The sequence below is a fragment of the Saccharophagus degradans 2-40 genome, assembly GCF_000013665.1.
Classification (GTDB): Bacteria; Pseudomonadota; Gammaproteobacteria; order Pseudomonadales; family Cellvibrionaceae; genus Saccharophagus; species Saccharophagus degradans.
Genome location: NC_007912.1, coordinates 2,050,129 through 2,075,622 on the forward strand (window position 1 = coordinate 2,050,129; position 25,494 = coordinate 2,075,622).

Below are 25,494 nucleotides of genomic sequence, written 5' to 3' on the forward strand. Positions count from 1 at the left end.
CTAGCGTATGTATTTACAAAGGTAAGCAGTTTCTACCGGTACTTTTAAGTTAAAAGATTGGTTCGCCTCTACTTCAAAGGTTTGGCCATCAATAAATGTTTGCCATTCTTCTTGATTTGGCAGTTGTACAATTAATTCGCCACTGACAACGGTCATAATTTCTTTGCAGTCTGTACCAAAGGTGTATTCGCCTTTAGCCATAACGCCAACGGTAGCGGGTAGAGTGGCAGTTTGAAAGGCGATAGATTTAACTGTACCGTCAAAGTAAGTATTGACTTCTAACATGGTGTCTCCAGATGGTGTTGGAATATAAAGGGGTTCTTTAGTTACTCGTCATCAAATAGCGCGCTTTTTTCGGCGCTACTAACGTGCGACGGATCTTTTTCTGAGGAAAAGGTGCGTGTTGCAACTCTATTTCGGCCAAGATGCTTCGCATCATAAAGGAGTTGGTCAACCCGCTCAATAAATTGCACTGCGGTTTCTTTACTTTGTGCTGTGTAGGTATCTACGCCAATGCTTGCTGTAATGGGGATGGTGCTGCCGCCGTGGTTTACTGTGCAATTTTCAATCGCTTGTCTTAGCCTCTCCGCGACTTGCGAGGCAACTAATTGATAGGTGCTAGGGAAGATGACGGCAATTTCTTCACCGCCATAGCGGCAGGCGATATCCAGTTTGCGAATAGTGTTGCCAATTGCTTTGGCGACAGCCTTAAGCACTTCATCACCCGCTATATGGCCGTGGGTGTCGTTAACTACTTTAAAGTGGTCTAGGTCTATAAGCGCTAATGATGTTGGCTGGCGGCTGCGCTGGGTGCGCTCTAACTCTTGCGCTATGCTTTCGTTGAAATGCTTGCGGTTGTAGAGGCCGGTTAAGGAATCGGTGTTTACCTGCTCGGTAAGCTCAGCAATGCGCGATTCAAGTTGTTGTATATGGTTGTATATAGGGCAGTCATGCTCGCCGAGAGGGCAACTCTCTGGCGAGGCGGAGGTATCTGTGGGTGAAAGATTGTTGGCTTGTGAGGAGTCGCCCATGACGAGTATTGTGTTTCCAAATTGCCCTAAGTGTTTATTAGTTTAGGACAAACGTTGTTTAAAATCCTCATAGCCGAAGTTTTTAATCACTTCCAGCTCGTCGGTGGTCGAATCCCACACACAAATAGATGGCAGGTTGATGCCGTTGAAGGTGGTGTTTTTTACCATGGTGTATATAGCCATGTCTTCAAAGGTCATTCGGTCGCCAATTTGCAGCGGGTTACTAAAGCTGTAGTCGCCAATTACATCGCCTGCTAAGCAGCTAGGGCCACCCAACCGGTAGGTGTGATTGCGCTCGCCGGGTTCACCTGCACCGGTAATGCGTGGGCGGTAGGGCATTTCAATCACATCGGGCATATGGCAAGTGGCAGAGGCATCCAAAATGGCTATGTCCATACCGTTATTAAGCGTGTCTAGTACTTCGCTTACAAATACACCCGCGTTAAGCGCAATAGCTTCGCCGGGCTCTAGGTACACTTGCACGTCGTATTTGGTTTGGAATGCATTTAGGCGCTCAATTAGAGCATCTACTTGGTAGTCTGCACGGGTAATATGATGGCCACCACCAAAATTCACCCATTTTAGTGAGGGTAATATATCGCCAAACTTTTCTTCCACGGCGTCGAGTGTGCGTGCCAAAGGCGCGAAATCTTGCTCGCACAAGGTGTGGAAGTGCAAGCCACTTATGCCGTGAAGATCTTTGTTGGCGAATTGTTTGATAGGTATACCCATACGTGAACAAGGCGCGCACGGGTCATACATGGGGGTTTCACCTTCGGAATGTTCTGGGTTTATGCGCAGGCCAAACTCTAGGTGAGGGCGATCTTGCTGTGCGGCTAGGCAGCGCGCTTTGTATGTTTCCCATTGGTTAAATGAGTTAAATACAAGGTGGTCGCTTACCGCCAAAATTTCTTCAAATTCCTGCGGGCGAAATGCTGCGGAGTATGTATGCACTTCTTTGCCAAATTCTTCGCGGCCGAGTTTTGCTTCGTTTAAGCCGCTGGCGCACACACCATTTAAATATTTCATTACTAACGGGGCGAGCGAAAACATAGAAAATGCTTTTAAAGCGAGCAGCACTTTGGCGCCGCTTTGCTGCTGCACGTAATCGAGAATGCGCAGGTTTTGCTCTAACTTGGCTTTATCAACAACGTAGCACGGGCTGGGTACCCGTGTTACGTCTAAAGTGAATTTTGCTTGTGTCATTAAGAGATAAGACCTGTGCTGTCTAGCTCAACAACTTGCCAAGGCAAGCCATATTGGTTCAAATCATCCATAAATGGGTCTGGGTCGAACTGCTCCATATTCCAAACGCCTGGGCGCTTCCATTTGTTTTCAAGAATCATTTTGGCCCCAATCATTGCTGGTACACCAGTGGTGTAAGAGATGGCTTGTGATTGAACCTCTGCGTAGCATTCTTCGTGATCGCAAATGTTGTATATGTAGTAAATTTTTTCTTGGCCGTCTTTTATGCCTTTGGCTACACAACCAATGCAGGTTTTGCCTTTAGTTAATGGGCCCAAGCTGCCTGGGTCGGGCAGTACGGATTTTAAAAACTGCAATGGAATAACTTCTGTGCCGTTGTAGTCCACAGGGTCGATGCGGGTCATGCCCACGTTTTGCAGTACTTCTAAGTGCTTCAGGTAGTTATCGGAGAAGGTCATCCAAAAACGAGCACGTTTAATTTCTGGGAAGTGTTTGGTGATTGATTCCAACTCTTCGTGGTACATCAAATAAATATTTTTGGGGCCAATACCAGCAGGGAAGTCGTAGCTTTGATTTACCGTTAGCGGGGGCGTTTCACACCACTCGCCGTTTTTCCAGTAGCGACCTTTCGCAGTAACTTCACGAATATTGATTTCTGGGTTGAAGTTAGTGGCAAACGGTTGACCGTGATCACCTGCGTTGCAGTCGATAATATCCAGCTCGTGAATTTCGTCGAGGTAGTGCTTGCGTAAATAGGCGGTGTATACGTTAGTTACACCAGGGTCAAAGCCGCTGCCTAATAACGCTGTTAAGCCTGCCTTTTCAAATTTCTCTTGGTATGCCCACTGCCAGCTGTATTCAAATTTGGCTTCTTCTGGCGGCTCGTAGTTAGCTGTATCCAAGTAATCTATGCCAGCGTTTAAGCATGCATCCATAATGTGTAGGTCTTGGTAGGGCAGGGCTACGTTAACTACTAGGTCTGGCTTTTCTGCTTTTAAAAGTGCAGTTAATTCTTCTACGTTATCGGCATCAACTTGGGCTGTTTTAATCGGGCGCGAAAGTTGCGCGGCAATAGCCTTACATTTTGATTCGGTACGGCTAGCTAAAACAATTTCGTCAAATACTTCTGCTAGCTGGGCACATTTGTGCACAACCACACCACCTACGCCACCGGCGCCAATAATTAATACTTTACTCATAATTGGACTCCAAAAAATAATTTCCCTAACGGGGATGCATTCGTTTAAGAGAAAGACTTAGTCTTTTTCGTAGTAGGTGTAACCCATCATGCTATCTGAAAAAGTTTTCATTATGGATTGGCGTTCGGCGCCTGTAATGAAGCCTTGGCGAACAGAGCGCTCTGCAATTTTGCGGAACCGCTCGCGTAAGTTTTGCGGTTGGTACTCAACGTAGGTGAGTACGTCGGCAATGCTATCGCCTTCAATTTCGTCGGAAAAATCGTAGCTGCCATCTTTTTGAACGCGCACGCTAACCACGTTGGTATCGCCAAACAAATTGTGTAAGTCGCCCAGCGTTTCTTGATAGGCGCCTACTAAAAACACGCCTATATAATATTCTTCGTTTGCTTTTAAATCGTGCAGCGGCAAAGTTTTGCGGGTTTCGTGCATATTGCTAAAGCGGTCTATCTTGCCGTCGCAGTCGCAGGTTATATCGGCAATCATCGCGTTGCGATCGGGGAACTCGTTTAAGCGATGAATAGGGCTGATTGGGAAAATTTGATCAATAGCCCAAATATCTGGCAGCGACTGGAACAAACTGAAGTTGCAGTAGTAAATATCAGATAGCTGCTCTTTTAACTTTTCTATTTCATGCATGGTGCGCGGGGCATCATCGGCAAGTGCCACCAAGCGGTGCATGGTTTGTAGAAATAGGTTTTCTGCAAGTGAGCGAGAGCGCAAAGATATTTGACCGCGTTTAAATAGCTCTCTTATCTCGTCGCGATAGTAAACGGTATCGTTATAGCACTCTTGAATATTACGCAGCGATACAGAATCTAGCGACTCTTTTAAGTTGTGTATAAGCTCGTGCTCGTCTTCTTGTACTTCATCTACAGGTGAGGCCGGCTCAAACTTAGCGACATCCAATACGTTGAATACAAGTACAGATGAATAGGCGATAGTTGCCCGGCCAGATTCGGTAATAATTGTAGGGTGCTCTACACCTTGCGGGTCTAGGGTAGAAATAATGACATCCACTATATCTGTGCAGTATTCATCTAGGGTGTAGTTTTTAGAGTGAATATAGTTAGATTTGGAGCCGTCGTAATCCACCGCTAAGCCACCACCTAAATCTAGGTAGCCCATAGCCGCGCCTTCTTTAACTAGCTCGTTGTAAACGTGACAGGCTTCAAGCACGCCAGAGCGAATGTCGCGAATATTTGGAATTTGCGAGCCCAGGTGGTAGTGCAGCAGCTTAAGGCAGTCGAGCATGCCTTCGGCTTTGAGGGTATCTACCATTTCAATAAGTTGGGCAATAGATAGGCCAAAAATAGACCGATCACCACTGGTGGCGTTCCAGTGTCCACCAACCATAGAGGCTAATTTAACGCGCACGCCAATCATAGGCTTAATGCCCAGCTTGCGGCTGCGTTCAATAATAATAGGTAGCTCAGACGGCGTTTCGATTACAAAGAAGCACTTATAGCCCATTTTGCAGGCCTGTAGGCCTAAATCGATGAACTCGGCATCTTTATAGCCATTGCACACAATACAAGCGTCTTGGCTTTCTAGGTGGGCTAGCGCAATGATGAGCTCGGGTTTAGAGCCCGCCTCAAGGCCGTGACCATATTTAGCGCCCACTTCGGCGATTTCTTCAATAACGTGGCACTGCTGATTCACCTTAATAGGGAACACGCCACGGTATTGGCCTTGGTAGTTGCTGGCTTTGATTGCGGTAGTAAAAGCGTTGTTTAAGCGGCCTATTTGTTCTTCTAGTAAATCTTCAAAGCGTATTAAAACGGGCACATCCATGCCCCGATCCTTAATGTCGGAAACCACGTTTAACAATGGAAGTTCGATGGTTTTGCCGTCAATATTGGGGGTTACAATCACTTTGCCGTCTTCAGACACAGAAAAGTAGCCTACACCCCAGTCATTCACGCCATACAACTCAGTTGAATCGGCGATAGACCAACCTTTTTTAAACGGTATTTTCAATGCTTTGAATCTCACAAATAGGCGGCAGCGCTAGGCTAGCCTTAGGTTTACGAAAAGGCGGCACTATCGCAGATTTAAGGGGGTATTTCTATCCCTTTAGGGGGAATAAGGGTAAGAAAATCGAGCGGATTGGTAATGTAAAGCAGGGGGAGAGCGAAGCTGGGAGAAACCCAGCCTCGCTTAAACTTAATGTCTTGTTGGGCGGCGTTTGCTGTTGTCTTCTTTGATTTTTCGTTCAGCAGCGGCAAAAGCGTCTCTTACGGCAATATGCACGTTAGGGGCATCTTGGCTCACAGTGAGCGGATGGCCTTTCAAGCCAATTTCAATAGAGGCTCGGTAGAGTTTGCCTTTGTGCTTCTGGTTGTGGGGGCTGTCTAACACAACCTTGCTGTGAATTATGGAGTCTGAATAGCGGTGCAGCTTCTCCATTTTCTTATAGATAACATCATTCAGTGCAGGTGAGGTGTCTAAATCGCGGTAAACCACGTCTGCATTTGGCTTCATAAGTGAACCTCCGTTCAAATGATATTCAATACAAGCTTTGTCCGTGGGCTAGCTGTGAAGGGGAGCGGAGAGGCTGTAATGCGGTAGACGCTGCTAAAACGAGGCGAGCGTGTAGCCAAACCTTAATTGCTTTGCAGTACAGGCAATAAATGCCGGATCAAAGCAACTCCTCCTACAATGCGCATAGCGTTGTAGAGCAAAGATAAAGGTGGGCCCACCACTACATATTGAACGTTACAGCAGATAATTCAAGAACTTTTTAAGTATAAAAGCAGCTTTCTATATGCTTCAAAATGCTAACGGTTCTAGTGGATTATTTAGTGGGGGCGTTTATGAGTGTGCATTCTTAACGGATAGCTAGCGGTTAGTTAATGTGTTTATTAAAAATAAAAAATATTTAATTAAAGGCTTGAAAATAAAAATTGCATCCCGACATTAAGTTGTAAGCCAGCTCGATAATGAGTGGCTTAATTTAACCCCGGCTTGATCGTACAGATAAGCCAAAACAAACATATTGCTCGGTTGAGAATATAGAGGATTTAATTATGAGAGATTTCGATTTAACCCCATTGTACCGTTCTGCTATTGGCTTTGATCGCATGGCCGGCCTGCTAGATAATTTAACGCGCGCCGATCAAGCTCAGCCATCTTATCCGCCTTATAACATAGAGTTAACTGGCGAAGATCAATATCGAATTTCTATGGCTGTTGCTGGCTTTGAAGATACAGAACTTTCTATTGAAGTTAAGCAAGGCTATTTAACGGTAATGGGTAAAAAAGCTGAAGAGAAAGCAAGCCGAACCTTCTTACATCAAGGAATTGCTGCGAGAAATTTCGAGCGCCGCTTCCAATTAGCTGACTATGTGCGAGTAGTAGGTGCCAATATGGATAACGGGTTGCTACATGTAGAGCTTGTGCGAGAAATACCAGAGGCAATGAAGCCGCGCACAATTCAAATTACTTCTACAAAACGTAATAATGTTAGATCTGTCGATGGTTCACTAGGTGATAGCGTGCGCGAAGCGCGGCCACTTGATGCTACTGGCACCAACTAATCCTTTAATCTACTTTTTCTAAGGGCCGTTTTAACGGCCCTTTTTCATTTCTAAAAGAATCTACTGTTGAATAACTTTACTTGCCCTTTGTGCCAAACCACTCAAGCTACTCTGTTTTACACGGATAAACGCAGGTCGTATTACCAGTGCGGGTGCTGCCAATTAGTGTTTGTTCCCAGCCAGTATTGGTTGAGCGCTAAAAGTGAAAAACAAGAATACGATAAACATATAAATACCCCAGAAGATACTGGTTATAGAACGTTTTTAAACCGTATTTTTACGCCTGTTTTAGCTCGTTTACCAGCTAAAGCCAAGGGGTTAGATTTCGGCTGCGGCCCAGGGCCAACCCTATCGGTTATGTTTGAAGAGCAGGGCGCGCAGGTAAGCTTGTTTGATAAATTTTATTACCCAGATGATGCCGTGCTAGCAAAGCAGTATGACTTTGTAACTGCAACCGAGGTGTGGGAGCATCTGTCTGATCCGCGCTTAGATTTGGAATTGCTATGGCAATGCGTAAAGCCGGGTGGCGTGCTGGGCGTAATGACTAAACTTGTGCGCGATGCCGAAGCTTTTAAAGGTTGGCATTATAAAAATGATCCAACCCACATAATCTTTTTTTCTCTCGCTACTTTGCGCTATTTGGAGAAAAAGTGGGGGGCGATATTAGAAGTAGTAGCTGCAGATTCCTTTATATTTACTAAGCCTAGTAATTAGCTTGTTAAACGCTAAATAATTTTGCTCTTACGGTTGTTCTGTATTGGCTGGGTGTAACACCTAACGATTTTTTAAATAAATTGGTGAAGTGTGTAGGGTCGTGATAACCCACGCGAAACATTATTTCGGATACGCTTAAATTACTGGTTTGCAATAAGTCTTTGGCTACGTCTATGCGAATATTTTGCAGGTAATGTAGTGGCGTGCGACCGGTTGCGCTTTTAAAGCGACGGGTAAACGTTCTTGGGCTCATGCTAAATAGCTGGGCAACATCATTCAATTTAATCTCTTTTGCGAAATTATCGCGCAGCCAAATTTGTGTTTGAATAATCTCCTCATCTGGGTGAGAGTTTTCTTGCTCTAGTAAGCTTGTGCCGCTTTGGTAGGCTTGCCTAATTTCGTGAAAAAAATGTCTTTCTACATGGCTGGCTACGTGCTTTGAATAATAGCGCTGTATAAACAGTACGGTTAAATCCGCAAGGGCGTTCACACTGCCTGTGCAATAAAGGTTGCCCGCTTGGGTAATAAAATATTGTCGTTTTAGTTGCACGAGCGGGTAGCGGTGCTGAAAGGCATCGAAAAAATGCCAATGAGTGGTAGCGGGTTTGTTGTCGAGCAGGCCTGCTTCTGCCATAAAGCAGCAGCCCGTGCCTACACCTGCAATTGTGCATCCATTTTCATATAAGTTGTTTAGCCATGCGGTAGTGGTTGGCGAGCCAGATACTGTGGGAAACGGGTTGCGCCACAACGCCGGCAAATAAACAATATCGGCATCATCACAGCCCTGCACCGCGCAATCGGCATTTAAGGTTAACCCTGTATGGGTTTTCACTGGTTGGCCGTTCACAGAAGCAAGTTGTATATCCAGCGCTTTTACATTTTTATTTTTAAGGTCGCGCGCGGAATTGTTTAGTGCCTCGGCTGCGCGTAGTAGTTCCAGCGGTAAGGTTACGCTGGTGGCAAGCATATTGGGGCAGAGTAAGAAGACTACTTTCATTCAACGTTAGCCGCAGTGTGTTTACGAAGCGTTAGTTTAACGTTGGGTGGCGCATATGGCTATTACAATTGGCTAAAATGCCCTAATTATGTGGTTGGCTTTGTCTTACACTAGCGCCTTTCTCGCTACCCCACTTGCGGGAGCATAATGATTGATTGCTGCGCAAAGCTTGCCCTTTGCAGTGCATAAGCGCAGCGAATTTAGATACACAAAGGCATCTTCATGACGAATCATTCTAGTGTGTTACCTCTTATTGTTGGTTTCGGTGGCTTTAATGCTGCCGGTCGCAGTTCTGGTCATCAGGCATACTCGCGCATGGTGCTGGAGTCACTCGGCGTAAATGAGCGAAATCAAACTATTGCTGGGTTATCTGCATTAATGGGTTTGAAGGGGGCTGATGAAGAGGCTGTGTTAAGCGGCACATTAGTAAGACGCCTAGAAACTAGGTTTTTTGACCCGGAAGCGGCCCCGGGCGTTAAAAAATTGGCACCAATGGATGCAGTGAAAGGCGTAAATCAATATTTGGTGTCTGGTAAAGAATTACCTAAGCCTTTACCCGCTGGTTGGACTGCAGAGCCATTGGACGAAGGCGGCAAACAGTTTCGCGTAACATTGCCTCAAGAGCAGGCAGTGTTTGTTGAGCATAATACGCCAATGGCAGTGCAGGCAGCGGGCCAATTGCCAACAGGTTTTGAGCCTGGCGATCACTACCGTTCACAGCACCACCCTCGCGGTTTGCAAATGTCTATTTTGGGCGCGTCAGATGCCGTTAAATCCATGGGTTTGGCGTGGTCTGAAATCGTTCAGCTCGTTACACCAGATCAAATTGCTGTATACAGCAGCAGTGTGATGAGCCAGCTAGATGCCACCGGTTTTGGCGGAATGATGCAAGCGCGTCAGCGCGGTGTGCGACCCACATCCAAGCAGTTGGCCATGGGTTTGAACACCATGCCAGCAGATTTTATTAATGCCTATGTGTTAGGTAGCTTGGGGGCAACGGCGGGGATTGCTGGAGCTTGTGCAACATTCTTATACAACTTGCGACAGGGAGTAGAAGATATTCGCTCGGGGCGTCGCAAAGTTGTTATTGTGGGTAGTGCCGAAGCGCCGATTGTGCCTGAAGTAATGGATGGCTATGCCGCTATGAGTGCATTGGCCACCGATACCAACCTTATGAAATTAGATGGCGTAGCAACGCCGGATTACCGCAGAGCCAGTCGTCCATTTGGTGATAACTGCGGTTTCACTTTGGCTGAGTCCTCTCAGTATGTTGTGTTAATGGCAGACGATTTGGCACTCGAACTTGGTGCCCAAGTGTTTGGTGCTGTGCCTGGTGTATATGTAAATGCCGATGGCTATAAAAAATCTATTTCTGCACCTGGGGCGGGTAACTATATAACCATGGCTAAAGCTGTTGGTTTGGCGCAAACCCTTGTGGGGGAGCAGGTAGTCAAGCATCAGTCGTTCGTGCAGGCACACGGCTCTAGTACGCCGCAAAACCGAGTAACCGAGTCGCGAATATTTGACCGCGTAGCGGAAGCTTTTGGTATAGAGAGCTGGCCGGTTGCTGCGGTTAAATCCTATGTTGGTCACTCATTGGGGCCGGCGAGTGGTGACCAGTTAGCTACAAGCTTAGGTATTTTCGCTAAAGGTATAGTGCCTGGTGTAAAAACTATAGCGAAAGTGGCTGACGATGTATTCGCGCAGCGCTTGTCTATTGGTTTAAACGACCAAAATGTGGGTGTAGAGAATTGCAGCGTGGCTTTCTTAAACTCTAAAGGTTTTGGTGGTAACAACGCCACGGCAACGGTATTTTCGCCAAGTATCGCGAATGGTTATTTGCTTAAAAAGTACGGCACAGAGCGCTTTGCTACATACTCATCTGCGCAAGAGAAAACAACCGCTGCGGCCCAATCTTATCTTGACGAAGCAGACAAAGGCGCGCTTAATCCTATCTATGAATTTGGCAACAATATTGTAGATGAGGAGAAAATTCAGATTCAGCGCGATTCAATTCGCATTCCTGGGTTTGAGTTTGAAATTCCTCTGCTAAACGATGAGGGATACGGCGAGTTTTAGCCGATTGCTTGTCCAATAAGGAGTGCGGGGCTTGGCAGATATCAATAGCGAAAATACAGGTGAGGCAAAAGATACTGGGGCGCAATTGTCTGAGCGCCAGCAGTTACTCACCAGTGGCGCTGTTGCCGAGTCCTTGGGGCGCAAGCTTATGCGCTTGCGTCAAGATAGAGGGCTCTCGCAGCGCGAGCTTGCCCGCCGCGCAGAAATGACCAACAGTACCTTATCTATGATAGAGCAGGGTAAGGTGAGCCCTTCGGTAGCATCGCTAGAGCGTATACTCAGTGCAATTCCTATATCACTAGAAGCATTCTTTTCGAATAGCACTGCGCAGGTAGGGGTCTACAAAGAGCAAGAGCTTGCTCGGGTAGATTTACCCGGCTCCACCATTCTTATGCTTGGGCTTTCCGAAACCACCTTGGCGGGGTGCTACTTGGCTAAACAAGTCATACAGCCAGGTGCTTCGGTCACCATTAATTGGCTGCGCCGCTCTGGCGTGATAGCCGCTATGGTGGCTAAGGGTGAGGTTAAAGTCACCATTGATGCCGATGTGCACCTCCTTCGCGAAGGGGATTGCCTGCACTTCAATCTGCGCCGCAGTCACTCAATTTTAAACCCCGGTACCATGCCTGCTGAGCTTATTTGCTCATCACTGCCCGAGTAATTTCTTTTCTTAGTGGCGCTGATTGAGCTCTTGCTGCTCAACCCCCGATTTCTGGCGCCTAAATCCTGTCGCGAACCTAATATTTACTCCATACTGATAACCGCGCCTGTTGGTTTTGCTGCTGGGAGGCTGCCGCGGTTATCTGTGGGCATCTTCTAATTGTTGCTATGCAAAATAAACTGTGCATAATAGCATTCAAACAAGCGTTTGAATTTGGGTTTGATCTATACCCAAACACACTCAATCTTGACAATTACCGAATAACAGAAAGGAAGAGGTCACGATGAAATTTGAAGGTCAGGCAATACGGCTTACACCGCTAGATAATGGCTGTGTAGAGCTCAACTTTGACTTGCAGGGTGAGTCGGTTAATAAGTTTGGTCAAACTGTGTTTAAAGATCTTGCCGAGGTGCTCGATCTCCTTGAATCCGCTAAAGATGTAAAAGGGGTGTTGGTTACTAGCGCCAAGAGTGTGTTTTTTGTGGGCGCAGACATAAACGAATTTGGCCCCATCTTCGCCAAGGGTGAAGAGGCCATTATCGAAGGGGTAAGCAGTGTTAATAAGCTGTTTAGCCGGTTCGAAGACTTGCCATTCCCTTCGGTAGTGGCAATTAATGGCTATGCCTTAGGCGGTGGTTTAGAGTTTTGTTTGGCGTGCGATTACCGTGTAATGAGCACTGCCGCTAAAATAGGCTTGCCCGAAACCAAGTTGGGTATTATTCCTGGTTGGGGTGGTACTGTGCGCTTGTCTCGTGTTGCGGGTGTCGACGTGGCAGTGGAATGGATTGCCGGCGGCACCGAAAACAGACCAGATGCTGCATTAAAAGCAGGCGTAGTAGATGGTATTGTAGAACCTGAAAACCTGCGCGACGCCGCTTTAAAAGTGCTTGCCGATGCTGTTGCTGGTGATCTAGAAATTACTCAGCGCAGAGCTAAGAAAAAAGGCCCCTTAAAACATAACGATATTGAAAGCCTCCTCGCTTTTGAATCTTCCAAGGCCTTTGTTAAAGCAAAAGCTGGTCGCAACTACCCAGCCCCAATCGCCGCAATTGAATCTATGCAACATGGTGCCAAGCTAGGGCGCGATGAGGCTATTCCTGTAGAGACTAAGCTGTTTGCGAAAATGGCGCTTACTAGTGTGGCAGAATCGTTAATAGGTTTATTCCAAAGCGATCAGCTATTAGGTAAAAAAGCTAAAAATTGGGAAAAGCAATCAGACAAAAAAGTAGAGCATGCAGCCGTATTGGGCGCGGGCATTATGGGTGGTGGTATAGCTTATCAGTCTGCCTACCGTGGCGTGCCCATTAAAATGAAAGACATTGCCGCAGCGGGTGTGGAGCTGGGCTTAAAAGAAGCCACCAAGCTTCTTGCGAAGCGCGTCGATAGGGGGCGCATGACCAACCTAGAAATGGGGCAAGTACTAAGCCGCATTGATGGAACTTTAAGCTACGACAATTTTGACGATGTAGATGTAGTGGTGGAAGCTGTTGTTGAAAACCCAAAGGTGAAGCGCGCAGTTTTGGCTGAAGTGGAAGACAAAATAAGCACCGATGCTATTTTGTGTTCAAACACTTCTACTATTTCTATCTCTTATTTAGGTGAAGCATTAAAGCGGCCAGAAAATTTCTGCGGAATGCACTTTTTTAACCCAGTGCACGCCATGCCGTTAGTTGAAGTTATTCGCGGTGCTAAAACCTCTGATAGAGCAATAGCAAGAACAGTGGCCTATGCCAATGCATTAGGTAAAAAAGCAATTGTTGTTAACGATTGCCCTGGCTTTTTAGTCAACCGAGTATTGTTCCCTTATTTTGCTGGATTCGCGATGTTGCTGCGCGATGGAGCAGATTTTCAGCAAGTAGATAAAGTCATGGAGCGCTGGGGGTGGCCAATGGGCCCGGCTTACCTTATGGATGTTGTGGGTATTGATACTGGTGTACATGCCGAATCCGTAATGGCTGAGGGGTTTCCAGATCGTATGGCAAAAACCTTTAAAGCTGCGTCTGATATTTTGTTTGAATCTGGCCGCTTAGGGCAGAAGAGCGACTTAGGTTTTTACGCGTATAAAGAAGATAAAAAAGGTAAGCCGCAAAAAGTAATGGCGGAAGACACTTACGAGTTGCTTAAACCTCACTGCGCAGAACGCAAAGAGTTTAGCGACGAGGAAATTATTGCGCGCATGATGGTGCCAATGGCAACTGAACTTGCGCGCTGCTTGGAAGAGGGGGTTGTGAGCAGTGCCGCTGAAGCTGATATGGCGCTTATTTACGGCTTAGGTTTCCCTCCATTCCGTGGTGGTGTATTCCGTTGGATAGACAGCATTGGTATTCAAGCGTTTATCGATATGGCTGCGCCGCTGGCCGATTTAGGGTTGGTTTACGTTCCAACTGATGGAATGAAAGCCCTAGCCGCAAAAAATGCAAAATATTACAACCAGACCCAAGGAGCCTAATAATGAGCTTGCAACCTAGAGATGTGGTGATTGTCGATTACGCTCGCACTCCCATGGGCCGTTCTAAAAATGGCTGTTACAGAAATGTTCGCGCAGATGATTTAAGTGCAGATCTTATTACTGGTTTGCTCGCTCGCAATGCGGCGCTCGACCCAGCTCAAATTGACGATATGATTTGGGGCTGTGTAATGCAGCGCGGCGAGCAAGGGTTTAACGTTGCTCGCAATATTTTACTGCGTGCAGGTTTGCCCCACACTGTACCGGCGCAAACCGTAAACCGCCTTTGCGGTTCTTCTATGTCTGCATTGCACACAGCGGCTGCCAATATTATGGCTGGGCTGGGCGATGTGTACTTGGTGGGCGGTGTTGAGCACATGGGGCATATCGATATGAACCAGCATGTCGATCCCAACCCCGCACTCGGTCATTCAGTAGCGCAAGCAGCTGGCTCTATGGGGTTAACGGCAGAGTATCTTTCGTTGCTGCACGGTATTACCCGTGAAGCGATGGATGAGTTTGGGGCGCGATCACACAGAAAAGCGGCTGAAGCCACTGAGCAGGGTAAGTTCGCCAGAGAGATTATCGCGCGCATCGGCCACGACGAAACCGGTGCCCCTACGTTAATCAAGCACGACGAGACAATTCGGCCAGATACTACCGTTGAGGCTTTATCTAAGCTCAAGCCTGCTTTTAACCCCAAGGGCGGAACGGTTACGGCCGGTACGTCATCGCAAATAACTGATGGCGCCTCATCCATGCTGGTTATGTCTGCGGCTAAGGCGGCTGAGTTGGGTTTAACGCCTATAGCTAAAATTCGCAGCATGGCGCTGGCGGGGGTTGATCCTTCAATTATGGGGTACGGCCCAGTGCCTGCCACGCAAAAGGCACTGGCAAACGCTGGCTTATCTATTGAGGATATAGATGTGGTAGAGCTTAACGAAGCCTTTGCTGCGCAGGCGTTACCCGTACTTAAAGACCTTAACTTGCTGGATGCTATGGAAGACAAGGTGAACTTATATGGTGGTGCAATTGCGCTGGGGCATCCATTTGGTTGCTCGGGTACCCGTATTACCGGTACGCTGCTTTCAGTTATGCAAGATAAAGACGCCACGCTAGGGGTGTCTACTATGTGTATAGGTTTAGGGCAGGGTATAACCACCATTGTTGAGCGTGTTTAAAAAGCATTCAAGCTGATTGAAAGTTAGTAGGTAAGCCTCGAATAGCCCATGAATAAAGGCTTTCGAGGCTTTTTTATGGTTATTAAAAGTACAATTTAAAGAAAATTACAAATTATTTAAAATCCCTTGTTGAACCCTCCGAAACCTTGTGGCACAATTGCCACCCTTCTTAGCCAGACAAGATATAAAAATAGCTAAATAGCTATATAAATCAACAAGTTATATCGCAAGTGTCTGGGTTTGATGTCTGTAAAGTGCGCGGTCGTGGCGAAATTGGTAGACGCGCTGGATTTAGGTTCCAGTGCCGCAAGGCGTGAGAGTTCAAGTCTCTCCGACCGCACCATTTAACAGGCAACATCAAATAATTACGTATTTACCTCCCTATATATATCACGAGGATCGAGATGCAGGTTTCCCTAGAAACTACTACCGGTTTGGAGCGCAAGCTAACTGTTGGCATTCCAGCAAGTGTTGTTGATCAAGAAGTCGCTAAACGACTCAAGGAAGCCGCTAAAACGGTTCGTATCAACGGTTTCCGTAAAGGCAAAGTGCCAATGAGCGTTGTTCAGCAGCGTTACGGAGCAGGCGTTCGTCAAGAAGTGCTTGGCGATGCTATTAATCGTTCATTTTACGATGCAGTACGCAAAGAATCTTTGCGTCCTGCAGGTCAGCCGGCTATTGAGCCAAAGCAGCTTGAGCCAGGCAAAGACATTGAGTTTGTAGCTACTTTCGAAGTGTACCCAGAAATCGAAGTTTCTGGCTTAGAGTCAATCGAAGTTACTCGCTACAACGCAGAAGTTACCGATGCAGACGTAGATACCATGATCGAGACTCTGCAAAAGAGTCAGGCTGATTGGGCGCCAGTTAAGCGCAAATCTAAAAAAGGCGATCGCGTAGTTATCGACTTTAAAGGCACCAAAGATGGCGAAGCCTTCGAAGGTGGCACTGCTGAAGGTCAAACCCTTGTATTGGGTTCAAACTCTATGATTCCTGGGTTTGAAAAAGGCATTATTGGCATGAAAGCTGGCGAAACAGAAACCATCAAGGTGACTTTCCCAGATGATTACCAAGAAGAATCTCTACGCGGCGCAGAAGCCGAGTTTGAGGTTACTGTGCAAAAAGTTGAAGGTCAGAAGCTTCCTAAGCTTGATGACGAGTTCTTTGCTAAGTTTGGCGTAACTGAAGGCGGCGAAGAAAAATTCCGTGCAGATGTTCGTGAGAACATGGAGCGCGAAAAGCAAAAGGCACTTAAAGGTAAGCTAAAAGAGCAAGTGATGAATGGCTTGGTTGCAGCAAATACCGTAGACATTCCAAAGTCGCTTGTTTCTGGTGAGATCGATGCGTTGCGCAATCAAATGGGCAACCAAATGATGCAGCAATACGGTTCTCAGGCTGAAGGTATCGACTTTAAGTCAATCTTGCCAGACGATATGTTTAAAGAGCAGGCAGAGCGTCGCGTTGCTTTGGGTTTGATTGTTTCTGAGATTGTTAAAAATGAAAAAATCTCAGTAGATAAAGAACTTGTTAAATCGTTGATTGAAGATGTTGCATCTACTTACGAGCACCCTGAAGAAGTTGTAAATTACTACTACGGTAATGAGCAGTTGTTGGGTGGTGTTGAGGCTGCAGCTTTAGAAGAGCAGGTTGTAAGCTTGGTGCTCTCTAAGGCAAAAGTAAGCGACGAAACAATTAGCTATGAAGAAGCTGTTAAGCCTGCTGCAAAACAAGCTGAAGAATAAGCAGACTTCTTTCTAAAAAATCAAAAAGCCCACCCTATCTTAGTGTGGGCTTTTTTTATGGTCGCTTAAAAAACGTTTTAAAGAATATTATGTTTTTAAGGTGTTTTTTGCGGGTTTTTTATTGGCGAAACCACTTCGCTCGAGTTAAGCTGGCTAGTGACGAAAGGTTGACGGTATTGGTTGTGTGATATATGTACAGCTAGTATTAAGCTTGAACAAAATGCAGAGTTTACAGGCCTTGAGAGGCAATTTGCTGCATTTGGGCTAACCTTTATATTATGCGATTGTGGCGCTAGAGGTATGTTGGCCAAAAGAATTGCACCAACTGAACCGCCCAGAGTGGTGGCGTCGAAAACAACTAATAGTTAACGGAAGAAACAATGTCGAATATAGATTTGTCTGCCAGTTCGAATTTGAATGTTGAAAATACTTTAGTGCCAATGGTTGTAGAGCAAACTGCACGTGGCGAACGCTCTTACGATATTTATTCCAGGTTGTTAAAAGAGCGTGTGATTTTTTTGGTCGGGCAGGTAGAAGATCATATGGCCAACTTGGTTGTAGCGCAGATGCTCTTCCTTGAGGCAGAAAACCCAGATAAAGATATCCATTTATATATCAATTCACCTGGTGGCTCAGTAACAGCAGGCTTGTCTATTTACGACACCATGCAGTTTATCAAGCCCGATGTGAGCACTATGTGTATTGGTCAAGCGTGCAGCATGGGGGCATTTTTGCTAACTGCTGGCGCTAAAGGTAAGCGATTCTGTTTGCCAAATGCTCGCACTATGATTCACCAGCCTTCAGGTGGTGCACAGGGGCAGGCGAGCGATATTCATATTCAAGCGCAAGAAATCTTAAAGCTAAGAGAGCGTTTGAACGAAATTATGGCTGGACATACTGGTCGTGGCGTAGAAGAGATAGCGCGCGACACAGAGCGCGACCGCTTTATGAGTGCGCACGAATCTGTAGAGTACGGCCTTATTGATAAGGTATTAGAGCGTCGAGTTGGTGGTGAGTAAGTTTAAGCAGTTTGTACATATTAGATATAAGCAAAAGCTCAGTAGGGCATTTGCTTTATCTTTTTAACTGCTAAAAACCCAAAAGAGTACAAATTTATTGCATTTTTCGCGTCTTTGACTTGAAAAGTGCGGGTAAACGACTCATCTTATAACTTGATAAATAAGAACGTGTTGGAGAGGATTAATGTCCGACCATACTGGTGACAACGAAGACAACGGCAAGCTACTTTATTGCTCATTTTGCGGCAAGAGTCAGCATGAGGTGCGCAAGCTTATTGCGGGGCCGTCTGTGTTCATATGTGATGAATGTGTTGATTTGTGTAACGACATCATTCGCGAAGAGATACAAGAGAGTACAACGGAGTCGACTGGCGATAAACTGCCAACTCCACAAGAGATTTCTGAAACTTTAGACGAATATGTGATTGGCCAGAAGCAGGCCAAAAAGGTATTGGCCGTAGCGGTATACAACCACTACAAGCGGCTGCGCGTTGGAGACAAGAAAAAGTCCAAAGACGATGTTGAGCTAGGAAAAAGTAATATTTTGCTAGTGGGGCCTACCGGTAGCGGTAAAACGCTATTAGCGGAAACTCTAGCTCGCCTATTGAATGTACCTTTCACTATCGCTGATGCAACCACATTAACCGAAGCGGGTTATGTGGGTGAAGATGTAGAAAACATCATTCAAAAACTGTTGCAGAAGTGCGATTACGATGTTGAAAAAGCGCAGCAGGGCATAGTCTATATCGATGAAATCGATAAGATTTCAAGAAAGTCCGACAACCCATCGATAACGCGCGACGTGTCGGGTGAGGGTGTTCAGCAGGCATTACTCAAGTTAATCGAGGGTACTGTAGCGTCTGTGCCTCCTCAGGGTGGGCGTAAGCATCCGCAGCAAGAGTTTTTACAGGTAGATACCGGTAACATCTTGTTTATCTGTGGTGGTGCATTTGCTGGCCTAGATAAGGTTATTCGCGATCGTTCCGAAAAAGGCGGTATTGGGTTTAGTGCCGAGGTTAAGAGCAAAGATTCAGGCAAAAATGTAGGTGAAACCCTGCGTGAGCTAGAGCCGGAAGATTTGGTTCGCTACGGGCTTATTCCAGAGTTTGTTGGCCGCTTGCCGGTTATCGCTACCTTGGACGAGCTAGATCAAGATGCCCTTGTACGCATTCTTAAAGAACCTAAAAACTCCCTTGTTAAGCAATATAGCAAGTTGTTTGAAATGGAAGGCTCTGAGGTAGATTTTAGGGATGACGCCCTAGAAGCCGTTGCCAACAAGGCTATGGAGCGTAAAACCGGTGCTCGTGGCTTGCGTTCAATTATGGAAAACGTACTGTTAGATACTATGTACAAGATTCCTTCCGAGGAAAACGTAGTAAAAGTTGTTGTTGATGAGTCCGTTATTAAAGGTGAATCTGCTCCATTATTGGTTTACGGCAATAACGATGCCGAAACCGCTAAGGCTGTACCTGAGGAATGATGCATCAGTTTGATTAACTTCTATACAAAAGGGGCTTTTCGGCCCCTTTTTTTGTAATCCTTCCTTGTTTTTTCGCTAATTTGCCCCCACCCTTAATGCTAAGAATAGTACTGCGAAAGCCCTAGCTAAGTGCTCGCAACTCCCTCAACGGTTGAGTTCTACAGGTGTTCAATGGATCAATTAGACACAAATAAACTAGATCATATCCTCCCTCTACTACCCCTAAGAGATGTGGTGGTTTACCCGCACATGGTTATTCCGCTTTTTGTTGGTAGAGAGAAATCCATTTCTGCGCTCGAGCATGCGATGTCTGACGACAAGCAAGTGCTTCTTGTGGCCCAGAAGCACGCATCTGTGGATGACCCGTCCAAGGATGACCTGTACGGGCATGGCACCATTGCCACCGTGCTACAGCTTCTTAAATTGCCCGATGGCACCGTTAAAGTGCTGGTAGAGGGCAAGCGCCGAGCCATTATTGATGAGATTCAAGAGTCCGAAAACTACTTCCAAGCGCAAATACGCCCATTGGTTGCGGATGAAGAGGAAGAGCGTGAAGCTGAAGCGCTCGCTCGTTCGCTGCTTACTCGATTTGAGCAGTATGTGAATATAAGCAAAAAGGTGCCTTCAGAGGTGCTTACATCGCTAAGCGGTATTGATGAGCCGGGTAGGCTTGCAGATACAGTGGCGGCGCATATGTCGCTAGATTTGGCTCAGAAGCAAGAAATTTTAGAAATCGCTAGCACGCAAGAAAGGTTAGAGCACTTAATAGGCTTGCTCGAAGCTGAAGCGGACTTATTCCAAGTTGAAAAGCGCATTCGTGGTCGCGTTAAAAAACAAATGGAAAAAAGTCAGCGCGAGTACTATTTGAATGAGCAAATGAAAGCCATTCAAAAAGAGCTTGGTGACATGGGCGAAGAGGGCAATGAGCTAGAAGAGCTCGAGAAGAAAATTGCCGATTCGGGCATGGGCAAAGATGCGATGGAGAAAACCCACGCAGAGCTGGCCAAACTAAAAATGATGTCTCCTATGTCAGCCGAAGCATCGGTGGTGCGTTCGTATATTGACTGGATGATTAACCTGCCTTGGAAAAAACGCAGCAAAGTTAGGCACGATTTAGAAATCGCTCAATCAATACTTGAATCCGACCACTACGGTTTGGAAGAAGTAAAAGAGCGAATTCTTGAGTACTTGGCGGTTCAAAAACGCGTTAAGAAAATTAAAGGGCCTATTTTGTGTTTGGTTGGCCCCCCTGGTGTAGGTAAAACGTCGTTGGGCGAATCTATCGCTCGCGCAACTAACCGTAAATTTGTGCGTATGGCTTTGGGCGGCGTGCGAGATGAAGCCGAAATTCGAGGGCATCGCCGAACTTACATAGGTTCTATGCCTGGCAAGCTTGTACAAAAAATGTCGAAAATTGGGGTGAAGAACCCGCTGTTTTTGCTAGATGAAATTGACAAAATGGGAATGGATCATCGCGGTGATCCAGCATCTGCATTGCTTGAGGTGCTAGACCCAGAGCAGAACAATAGCTTTAACGACCACTACTTAGAGGTGGATTACGATCTATCTGAAGTAATGTTTGTGTGTACGTCAAACACTATGAATATTCCTGGGCCTTTGTTAGACCGCATGGAAGTTATTCGTATTCCGGGCTATACCGAAGACGAAAAAATAAACATCGCTACGCGCTACCTTATTCCAAAGCAAATCAAAAATAATGGTTTGAAAGAAAATGAGATAGAAATTCAAGATGAAGCGATTCGCGATGTGGTTCGTTACTATACTCGCGAAGCGGGTGTGCGTGGCTTAGATCGTGAAGTTGCAAAACTCTGTCGAAAAGTTGTAACGCAAAATGTTAAAAATAAAACGCAAGACAAAATAGTTATTACTAGCGATAAGCTAGAAGATTATTTAGGCGTTAAAAAAGCGGATTACGGCAAAGCGGAAGACAAAAACCAAGTGGGGCAGGTTACTGGTTTAGCGTGGACCCAGGTTGGCGGTGAGCTATTAACCATCGAGTCTTCTGCTGTGAAAGGGCGCGGTAGGTTAGTTAAAACCGGCTCACTGGGCGATGTTATGCAAGAGTCTATTCAGGCTGCGATGACCGTTGTGCGTTCGCGCTCCAAGTTTTTAGGCATTGCACCAGATATTCACGAGAAGCGAGATTTGCATATTCACGTCCCAGAAGGTGCGACACCTAAAGATGGGCCTAGTGCGGGTATTGCAATGTGTACCGCATTGGTGTCTGTTTATACCGATATTCCGGTGCGAGCGGATGTGGCCATGACCGGTGAAATTACGCTACGTGGTGAGGTGTTAAAAATTGGTGGGCTAAAAGAAAAATTGTTAGCCGCACACCGAGGGGGCATTAAAACGGTCATTATTCCGCATGAGAATGAGGCCGATTTGAGAGAAATTCCCGATAATATAAAGGCAGACCTATCGATAAAGCCTGTACAATGGATAGATCAGGTCCTTGAAATTGCGTTGCAATACATGCCAAAACCCTTCAGTGATGAAGAATATGAGGCGCTCGAAACCAAAGCCCAGAAGGAAGGTGAAGAGCAGAGCAGGATAAGCACGCACTAAAAAATACGACCAAATTGGCCATATTTGTACGAATTCCGCACAGATATGGCCTTGTCAGTGAAATAAAGTATTTCATTCTTGACCGGCACAAAGCCTGTTGGTATAAATCGCAGTTCGTCGATATGTGTTCGCATCGTATCTGGTGATTTAAGCCGGTCTAGAACGAATACCTAGGTTAAGAATCGTTAGTAATTTTTATTACGAATAATAAAGAGGGGTCAATAAGTGAATAAGTCAGAATTGATTGAAGCGATTGCAGCTTCTGCGGATATTTCCAAAGCTGCTGCTGGTCGTGCATTAGACGCAGTAACTGAATCAATCGGTGAAGCGTTAAAGAACGGTGATCAGGTTGCTCTAGTTGGCTTTGGTACTTTCCTAGTTAAAGAGCGTGCTGCTCGTACTGGTCGCAACCCACAAACTGGTGCACCAATCGAAATCGCCGCTGCTAAAATACCTAGCTTTAAGCCAGGTAAAGCGTTAAAAGACGCCGTAAACTAATATCCACACTACCCAGCTTCTAACAAAAATAATAAAGCGAATTATTGTTTCTTACATGGTCAGGTAATCGAGTTCTTAATCTGGTTGTGAATGGTAAGCCATAAGTGAAACGAGATCGGTGTAATATTTGTTGTTCGGAACGTAGCGTTGTAGATAAAATTAGTAACACTTAAAAAGGCGCATTTTCTTTGCGCCTTTTTTGTTAGAAAAAATATTTAGTTAGGGGATCACCATGTTACAGAACGTGCGCGATAATCTTAAAAATAAGGTTGTCTTTGGCATTGTTGTACTTGTAATGCTAATTATGGTTGTAGGCGGTGTAGGTAGCGTCAACTTAAATAGCATTGGCGGCAACGATGTTGCATCGGTAGGCGGAGAGGGCGTTAGCGCCGTAGAGCTTGGTCGAGCGGTGGCAATGCGTAAAGATCAGTTGCTAGCTAATGGTGTTGATCCAACCTCAGACTTTGTCAAAGAGCAAAACCTTAGGCAGCAAATTTTACCTCAGCTAGTACGCCGTAAAGCGTTGCTGGTAACAGCAGAAGAGGCCGGAGTAGGGGCCGCAGTAGCTGAAGTAGAAAAAACAATTCTAGGTCAAGAAACATTTAAAGTGGGTGGCAAATTTGACCCGCAAACTTATCGTCGATTAATTGGTAATGCGGGCTACTTGCCGGCAACCTATAAAGTGGCAGTGGCTGAAGATATTATTCTATCGCATCAATCCTCTGGTTTGGCCGACTCTGCGTTTGTGTCAGACGAAGAGATAAATGCGCTAGTTGCGATTCTTAATCAGAAGCGCAGTTTCTTTGGAATCACTATACCCAAAGAAACAGTGGGTGATGAAGTTACTGTAACCCCAGAGCAAATTGAAGCTTACTACCAAGCAAACCAGCAAGAGTTTAGTGTGCCAGAAAAAGTCTCAGTTGATTATATTGAGATTTCTGTAGCTGAAATTGCTAAAACAATTGCAGTTGATGAAGCCGATATTAAAGCTCAGTACGAACAAGAAAAAGCAGATTTCGTTGAGTCTTCGGAATATGAAATTGCTCACATTCTAATTGCTGACGGTGATGAAAGCGCCAGCAAGATAGAAGAAGTTCAAACCCAATTAGCTGCTGGTGAGGCGTTTGAAACGCTTGCAGAAACTTACTCTGACGATTTTGGTAGTCGTGAAACTGGTGGTTCATTGGGTGTATTAACAACTGGAATCTTCCCAGAAGAGTTCGAGCAAGCTGTATATGCGCTTGAAGAGGGTGAGGTTTCTGAACCTGTTACAACAGACGCTGGTACGCACTTCATTAAAGTTACCAGCAAAAAAGTTGAAGCACTTGCTAGTTACGAAGAGCGCAAGCCTGAAATAAAGAAAGCTATCCAAAACTTACGCGCAGAGAGCTTCTATGTCGATCAGTATGCCGAGCTGGAAGAGCTAACGTTTAACGCCGGTGATTTAACTGTCGCAGCAGATCAGCTGGGTTTAACTGTAAAGCAGTCCCCACTGTTTGAGCGCAATTTTGGCAACGGTGTAGCTAAAGAAGTTAAAGTGCGTAATGCAGCGTTTTCAGAAGATGTTCTATTAAGCGGTCGTAACAGCCCGGTTATAGAAATTTCTAACTCTAAAGCGATGGTGTTGAGAAAGCGTACTCACAACCCAGAGCACATTGCTGCACTAGAGTTAGTGTCTTCTCAGATTCAGCAAAAGTTACAAGCGCAAGCGGTGCAAGCCAAGCTTGCAGAATTGGCTAAAAATATTCAGTCAGAAATTGCAGCTGGTAAATCGCCAAAAGAAGTGGCCGAGAGCCTAGGTTACGATATTGCTGAGCACGAATTAGTGAAGCGTATGGATGTAACTGCCGATGCACAAATGTTGCGAGCAGTGTTCCAAATGGCTGCTGGTTCCGGAGCTACTGTTTTTGAAGATATTGAAGCTCAAGGCGGTAACCGAGTGTTATTAGGTTTAACTGCTGTGCAGCCTGGTAAGGTTGAGGATATGACCGAGCAAGAGCGAGCAGCATTGTCGACTCAGTTATTGCGCGAAAATGCCAATTTAGAGATAGCCGCTTATGAAGAAGCTGCAATTTCGAAGGTTAAAGTTAAGTACTAGAAACTAAGTACTAACTAATAGCTAAGCGCTATAATTAAAAGGCCTTAACAGGCCCATCAAAAAGCCCAAGCATTAATGCTTGGGCTTTTTTTTGTTTTGAATTTATCTGCGTTTGATTTGGATGTGTGCGGCTAAAAAATTATTGTATGCGTTTAGCGTGGTGGTGCAGGGCTTAGATAAATGTACCGAAATGCGCTGCGTTTGCTTTAAGGTGTTGGTTGCGCAAAGTAAGGAGTCGACTCTGCGAGCTATGGCATCGCCAGAGTCCAGTAGCGTGATGGAAGCGGGAAGCAGGGCTTGAATGGCTTCACGTAGCAGTGGGAAGTGGGTACAAGCCAATACTATTGTGTCTATATGTTCTGCGCCGGGTTTGGCGAAAAGTTCGCTCAGGGCGCCTTGTATGGCGGAATTGGGGCATTGGTTGTTTTGTATTAGCTGCTCTGCTGCGCTTACCAGTGGTTGAGCGCTGTGCAAAATAACGGTTTTATTAGGCGCAAACTCATTGATTAAGTCGCGCGTGTAATCGCGTGTAACTGTAGCGCTGGTCGCAAGAATGGCAATAGTGCCGGTTTGTGTGGCGGTAGCGGCCGGTTTAATTGCGGGTACAACACCTACAAACGGGATATCAAACGTTTCGCGAAGATCGGCAAGCAGTGCTGTGCTTGCAGTATTGCAGGCTATAACGGCAATACTGGGCGAGTATTGATCGATGAGCTCGCCCATAAATGTAATAACTCGCTGCCTTAACGCGCTGGTTGAAAGTTCCCCGTACGGAAAGTAAGCGTTATCCGCTGCGTAAACAATGGCGCAATCGTTGCGCAGCGCCATAATTTTGGTGCAGATACTTAGCCCTCCGGCGCCAGAATCAAATACAAGCACTGTAGGTGTGTTGGGGTCAGGCTGGCGGGGTGATTCGGTCATACGTTTTGCTAGCTTATGGGTAATTGCGCTGAATGAGCGCGTTGGTCGATGTAAATTGGTATCATTCTACATGTAATTGCTTAGGTCGCGTACTGGCTGG

General features: G+C 45.9%; 20 protein-coding genes and 1 tRNA gene. 13 read left to right on the forward strand and 8 right to left on the reverse strand.

Annotated elements, in window-relative coordinates; all coding sequences use genetic code 11:
• From SDE_RS08355 to SDE_RS08380, 6 genes are all read right to left on the reverse strand, one after another.
• Window positions 1-285 (reverse strand): pyrimidine/purine nucleoside phosphorylase, encoded by a 285-nt coding sequence (locus SDE_RS08355; RefSeq protein WP_011468076.1) that lies wholly within the window; start codon window positions 283-285, stop codon window positions 1-3.
• Window positions 286-326: 41 nt separating this feature from the next.
• Window positions 327-1,031, reverse strand: coding sequence for a GGDEF domain-containing protein (locus SDE_RS08360; protein ID WP_011468077.1), 705 nt, complete (start codon window positions 1,029-1,031; stop codon window positions 327-329).
• Between the two features lie 42 nt (window positions 1,032-1,073).
• Window positions 1,074-2,237 carry a carboxynorspermidine decarboxylase gene (nspC, locus tag SDE_RS08365; RefSeq protein ID WP_011468078.1) on the reverse strand — a complete coding sequence of 388 codons (1,164 nt, stop codon included), beginning with the start codon at window positions 2,235-2,237 and terminating at the stop codon, window positions 1,074-1,076.
• On the reverse strand, window positions 2,237-3,436 hold the full coding sequence (locus tag SDE_RS08370) for a saccharopine dehydrogenase family protein (protein WP_011468079.1): 1,200 nt from the start codon (window positions 3,434-3,436) through the stop codon (window positions 2,237-2,239). The genes nspC and SDE_RS08370 overlap by 1 nt, the downstream gene beginning before the upstream one ends.
• Before the next feature lie 57 nt (window positions 3,437-3,493).
• Entirely contained in the window at window positions 3,494-5,413 is a 1,920-nt protein-coding gene (gene speA, locus SDE_RS08375; protein WP_011468080.1) for a biosynthetic arginine decarboxylase, read from the reverse strand.
• Window positions 5,414-5,599: 186 nt separating this feature from the next.
• The gene (locus tag SDE_RS08380) at window positions 5,600-5,917 is read right to left on the reverse strand and encodes an HPF/RaiA family ribosome-associated protein (RefSeq protein ID WP_011468081.1); all 318 of its coding nucleotides are present in this window, start codon (window positions 5,915-5,917) and stop codon (window positions 5,600-5,602) included.
• Between the two features lie 545 nt (window positions 5,918-6,462).
• Here SDE_RS08380 and SDE_RS08385 point away from each other — a divergent pair.
• Together SDE_RS08385 and SDE_RS08390 are read left to right on the forward strand one after the other, a co-directional pair.
• Window positions 6,463-6,972, forward strand: a complete 510-nt coding sequence (locus SDE_RS08385; protein ID WP_011468082.1) for an Hsp20 family protein — start codon at window positions 6,463-6,465, stop codon at window positions 6,970-6,972.
• 165 nt (window positions 6,973-7,137) lie between these two features.
• Entirely contained in the window at window positions 7,138-7,686 is a 549-nt protein-coding gene (locus SDE_RS08390; protein ID WP_226986482.1) for a class I SAM-dependent methyltransferase, read from the forward strand.
• A 4-nt stretch (window positions 7,687-7,690) separates the two neighbouring features.
• On the opposite strand, the gene SDE_RS08395 is transcribed toward SDE_RS08390, so the two are convergent.
• A complete protein-coding gene (locus SDE_RS08395) occupies window positions 7,691-8,683 on the reverse strand; it encodes a GlxA family transcriptional regulator (RefSeq protein WP_011468084.1) in 993 nt (330 codons plus the stop codon).
• A gap of 222 nt (window positions 8,684-8,905) precedes the next feature.
• Here SDE_RS08395 and SDE_RS08400 point away from each other — a divergent pair, with 222 nt between their 5' ends.
• The 11 genes from SDE_RS08400 (at window position 8,906) to SDE_RS08450 (ending at window position 24,473) form a co-directional block, all read left to right on the forward strand.
• Entirely contained in the window at window positions 8,906-10,762 is a 1,857-nt protein-coding gene (locus SDE_RS08400) for a beta-ketoacyl synthase (RefSeq protein ID WP_011468085.1), read from the forward strand.
• A 31-nt stretch (window positions 10,763-10,793) separates the two neighbouring features.
• Window positions 10,794-11,423, forward strand: coding sequence for a helix-turn-helix domain-containing protein (locus SDE_RS08405; RefSeq protein WP_049762603.1), 630 nt, complete (start codon window positions 10,794-10,796; stop codon window positions 11,421-11,423).
• A 283-nt stretch (window positions 11,424-11,706) separates the two neighbouring features.
• Window positions 11,707-13,872, forward strand: coding sequence for a fatty acid oxidation complex subunit alpha FadB (gene fadB / locus SDE_RS08410; protein ID WP_011468087.1), 2,166 nt, complete (start codon window positions 11,707-11,709; stop codon window positions 13,870-13,872).
• A 2-nt stretch (window positions 13,873-13,874) separates the two neighbouring features.
• Window positions 13,875-15,050, forward strand: a complete 1,176-nt coding sequence (fadA, locus tag SDE_RS08415; RefSeq protein ID WP_011468088.1) for an acetyl-CoA C-acyltransferase FadA — start codon at window positions 13,875-13,877, stop codon at window positions 15,048-15,050.
• A 258-nt stretch (window positions 15,051-15,308) separates the two neighbouring features.
• Window positions 15,309-15,393 (forward strand) — tRNA-Leu (locus tag SDE_RS08420).
• A 61-nt stretch (window positions 15,394-15,454) separates the two neighbouring features.
• On the forward strand, window positions 15,455-16,789 hold the full coding sequence (gene tig, locus SDE_RS08425; RefSeq protein ID WP_011468089.1) for a trigger factor: 1,335 nt from the start codon (window positions 15,455-15,457) through the stop codon (window positions 16,787-16,789).
• A 380-nt stretch (window positions 16,790-17,169) separates the two neighbouring features.
• Window positions 17,170-17,808, forward strand: coding sequence for an ATP-dependent Clp endopeptidase proteolytic subunit ClpP (gene clpP / locus SDE_RS08430; RefSeq protein ID WP_011468090.1), 639 nt, complete (start codon window positions 17,170-17,172; stop codon window positions 17,806-17,808).
• A gap of 184 nt (window positions 17,809-17,992) precedes the next feature.
• Window positions 17,993-19,288: an ATP-dependent Clp protease ATP-binding subunit ClpX gene (gene clpX / locus SDE_RS08435; protein WP_011468091.1), complete on the forward strand. Its 1,296-nt coding sequence runs from the start codon at window positions 17,993-17,995 to the stop codon at window positions 19,286-19,288.
• Between the two features lie 171 nt (window positions 19,289-19,459).
• Window positions 19,460-21,877 (forward strand): endopeptidase La, encoded by a 2,418-nt coding sequence (gene lon, locus SDE_RS08440; protein ID WP_011468092.1) that lies wholly within the window; start codon window positions 19,460-19,462, stop codon window positions 21,875-21,877.
• A 225-nt stretch (window positions 21,878-22,102) separates the two neighbouring features.
• Window positions 22,103-22,375: an HU family DNA-binding protein gene (locus tag SDE_RS08445; protein WP_011468093.1), complete on the forward strand. Its 273-nt coding sequence runs from the start codon at window positions 22,103-22,105 to the stop codon at window positions 22,373-22,375.
• A gap of 232 nt (window positions 22,376-22,607) precedes the next feature.
• On the forward strand, window positions 22,608-24,473 hold the full coding sequence (locus tag SDE_RS08450) for a SurA N-terminal domain-containing protein (RefSeq protein WP_011468094.1): 1,866 nt from the start codon (window positions 22,608-22,610) through the stop codon (window positions 24,471-24,473).
• Window positions 24,474-24,575: 102 nt separating this feature from the next.
• Here SDE_RS08450 and murI read toward each other — a convergent pair whose 3' ends face one another.
• Window positions 24,576-25,394 (reverse strand): glutamate racemase, encoded by an 819-nt coding sequence (gene murI, locus SDE_RS08455; protein ID WP_011468095.1) that lies wholly within the window; start codon window positions 25,392-25,394, stop codon window positions 24,576-24,578.
• Window positions 25,395-25,494 lie beyond the last annotated feature (100 nt).